General features: G+C 69.5%; 3 protein-coding genes and 1 pseudogene. 3 read left to right on the top strand and 1 reads right to left on the bottom strand.

Features of this window, described 5'->3' with window-relative positions:
* Positions 1 to 227 (top strand): annotated as a pseudogene (locus tag RTU05_RS17665) (CCA tRNA nucleotidyltransferase); the annotation flags it as partial.
* Positions 228 to 462: 235 nt separating this feature from the next.
* Here RTU05_RS17665 and RTU05_RS17660 read toward each other — a convergent pair.
* Entirely contained in the window at positions 463 to 1,413 is a 951-nt protein-coding gene (locus tag RTU05_RS17660) for an endonuclease/exonuclease/phosphatase family protein (protein ID WP_312599602.1), read from the bottom strand.
* Positions 1,414 to 1,482: 69 nt separating this feature from the next.
* Between RTU05_RS17660 and RTU05_RS17655 the strand changes: the two genes are divergently transcribed.
* Both RTU05_RS17655 and RTU05_RS17650 read left to right on the top strand, forming a co-directional pair.
* Positions 1,483 to 1,944 carry a DUF4112 domain-containing protein gene (locus RTU05_RS17655; RefSeq protein WP_312599601.1) on the top strand — a complete coding sequence of 154 codons (462 nt, stop codon included), beginning with the start codon at positions 1,483 to 1,485 and terminating at the stop codon, positions 1,942 to 1,944.
* A 144-nt stretch (positions 1,945 to 2,088) separates the two neighbouring features.
* The coding region (locus RTU05_RS17650) for a DUF2793 domain-containing protein (RefSeq protein ID WP_312599600.1) at positions 2,089 to 2,869 on the top strand (781 nt) is incomplete at its 3' end.

The raw sequence follows: 2,869 nt of genomic DNA, 5'->3' as shown, positions 1-2,869 counted from the left end.
CGGGGGGCGGCGACGGCTCGGCCCTGAGGGCGCTGGCGACGGACTGGACGCCGCCGAGGCCGCCGGTCAACGGGCGTGATCTGGCGCGGTTGGGCGTGACGCCGGGACCGGAGACGGGGCGGCTGTTGAAAGCGTTCGAGGACGGCTGGATCGCCGACGACTTTCCGAGCGAGGGTCACGAGGCGCGGCTGAAGGCGCTGATTGCGGCTGGAGTCATCGGCGCTTGAGATGATGCGGGCCTCGAGAGGCTTTCGTCACAACGCACACAGAGACTTCACGAAGACCACGATGAGGCCGAACGCGCGTCGGCCTCGGTGTCTGCAAGCCATCGATACATATGCGGCTTCGCCGCCGCAGGCCCTCAAGGTTTGGTGGACCGGAGCATGTCTCCGCTGTGTTCCCCGTGACCTCGTTGTGCGCGTTGTGACGAACCCCTCAGGCGCTACAGGTCCAGTTCGGCCGCTATCGGGCGCGGGTGAACTCGGTGACGACCGGCCGGTGGTCCGAGCCGGTGGGCAGGCCCAGGCGGCGCGTGATCAGGGCCAGGTCCGGCGAGCGATAGACCTGGTCGATGGTGATGCCGGCGAAGGCCGGGGCCTGGCTGGGCCAGGTGCCGGGCCAGCCGGGCGCGGGGATCAGGTTCATGTCGGCCTGGATCTGTTTGCCGATCCGTGCGGTCGAGACGCTGTTGAAGTCGCCGGCGGCGATGACGGGATTGGACGGCGCGGCCAGCCGTCGCTCGGTCAGGGCCATGACCTGGGTGATCTGGCCCCACTGATACTGATAGGGCCAGGGCCGGGTCAGATGCACGGCGAAGACGTTGATCGGCCCGATGGGCGTCTTGACCACGGCCCCGGCCGCGCTGAGGCCGTCCGGCCGGCCGGGCAGGCGCTGGAGGATCGGATAGCGCGATGCGACGATGGACTGGGCATGGTCGCCCGGCCCGCGCATCCGCCCCACGGCGGTGCGGTGGGGATAGCCGGCCAGAAGCGCGTCCAGCTGGGCCGCCGGGGCGTCGCCCACCTCGACCAGGAGCAGGATGTCGGCGTCGGCCGCGACGATGGAGCGGCGCATGGCCTCCACGTCGGTGTTGAAGACCCACAGATTGGCCGAATACAGCCGCACGATGGGCGTGTCCGTCGCGGCCGTCCCGCGCGTCGGCATCCACTGAGGCCAGACCGCGATCACAAGCACCAGACAGGCCGCAGCGCCCACGCCGACGGCGGGCCACAGCCGCAGCAACAGACAGACGGCGGTCGCCGTCACGGCCGCCAGCAGGGCCGGCGCGGTGAACTGGGCCAGGATGTCGACCCACCGATGGCCGACGCCGCTCAAGGCCGCGATCCCCAGCACCGCCAGACCCGCCAGGGCGACGCCGGCCAGCACATTCGCCGTCAACTTGAACAGGGTCATCGGCGCACCGACCTTTCGGGTTGAACAAGGGCGCGTCGTCCCGCGTTAGGGCGACGCTTGGAGGGCGATATGGCCGCACGGTCAATCCGCGATATCGAAAACATCTGGTCCAATGTCGAGGGCGTCAAGAAGCTGTCGGACCGGGTCATCGGCATCGGCCCGTTCGGGATGGGTCTGGATGCGTTGCTGACCTGGGTGCCGGTGGTGGGCACGGTCTATACGGTGGGCACCGGCGGCTGGCTGATGCTGCAGGCGGTGCGGGCCAAGGCGACGCCGGCGACCCTGGCGCGGATGGGGGCCTATATGGCTTTCGACGCGGCGACGGGAACGGTGCCGCTGGCCGGCGATCTGGTGGACACCTTCTTTCCCGGCCAGCTGATGGCGGCGCGCGCGCTGCAGAAACACATCGAAAGCACCCACTGGGTCGAGGATTCAGAGGAAAACGCTCGCGCCAGCGGCGACCACGACCGCCACGCGGCCAAGGTGCAGGGCGAAAAGGGCCTGAAGCGGATCGTCTATCTGCACGACTGAAATAGGATGGTTGAGAGCCGCGCTCCATCCTATCCGGCGAAATGAAATCGCTTGAAAACAGTCGGTTGGCGCGCGCCAGCGACCATCTTCCGGCCTGAGGACGCGACGCAAGCAGACTGATCTCCGACGACAACGGAGATTTCGATGAGCGACGACTTCAGCGCGCGCCTGGCCCTGCCTTATCTGGCGGCGGGGCAGATGCAGAAACATGTGACCCTGAACACGGCCCTGACGCGGCTGGACGCCCTGTTGCAGACGGCGGCAGTCAGCCGGACGACGGCGACCCAGCCGGGCGATCCGGCGGATGGCGACCTCTACATCCTGCCGGCCGACGCCCAGGGCGCGGCGTGGGCGGGGCGAGGCGAGGGCAGCCTGATGCGGTTCGAGGCGGGCGGCTGGACCGCCGTGTCGACGCCGCCCGGCCTGATCGCCGTGGTGCGGGACGAAGCCGTGGTGGTGGTCCGGGATGCGGCGGGCTGGACGCCGCTGGGGGCCTGGCTGGGCGAGGCGAAGGGCCTGACCCGGCTGGGGCTGGGGACCACGGCCGATGCGGCCAATCCTCTGTCGGCCAAGCTGAACTCGGGCCTGTTCACCGCTCGAGAGGTCGAAGATGGAGGCGACGGCGACCTGAGGCTGACCTTCAACAAACAGGCGGCCGGCGACGTGCTGTCGCTGCTGTTCCAAAGCGGATACGCGGCCTGCGCCGAACTGGGTCTGGTGGGCGAAGACGATCTGGGGCTGAAGACCTGCGACGAGGCGGGCGTCTGGCGCTCCGTCCTTCGCGTGGATCGCGCCACCGGCCGCGCTGTCTTCGACCAGGGCGCGGTGCGGCGCGAGACGATCCTGATGACCGCCGACGGCGACTATTCGCCCCCCGCCTGGGCGCGCTGGATCGAGGCGGTCTGCGTCGGCGGCGGCGGGGCGG

It is taken from the genome of Brevundimonas sp. (assembly GCF_032017145.1).
Classification (GTDB): Bacteria; Pseudomonadota; Alphaproteobacteria; order Caulobacterales; family Caulobacteraceae; genus Brevundimonas.
This window is presented reverse-complemented; position numbering and strand designations above follow the sequence as displayed.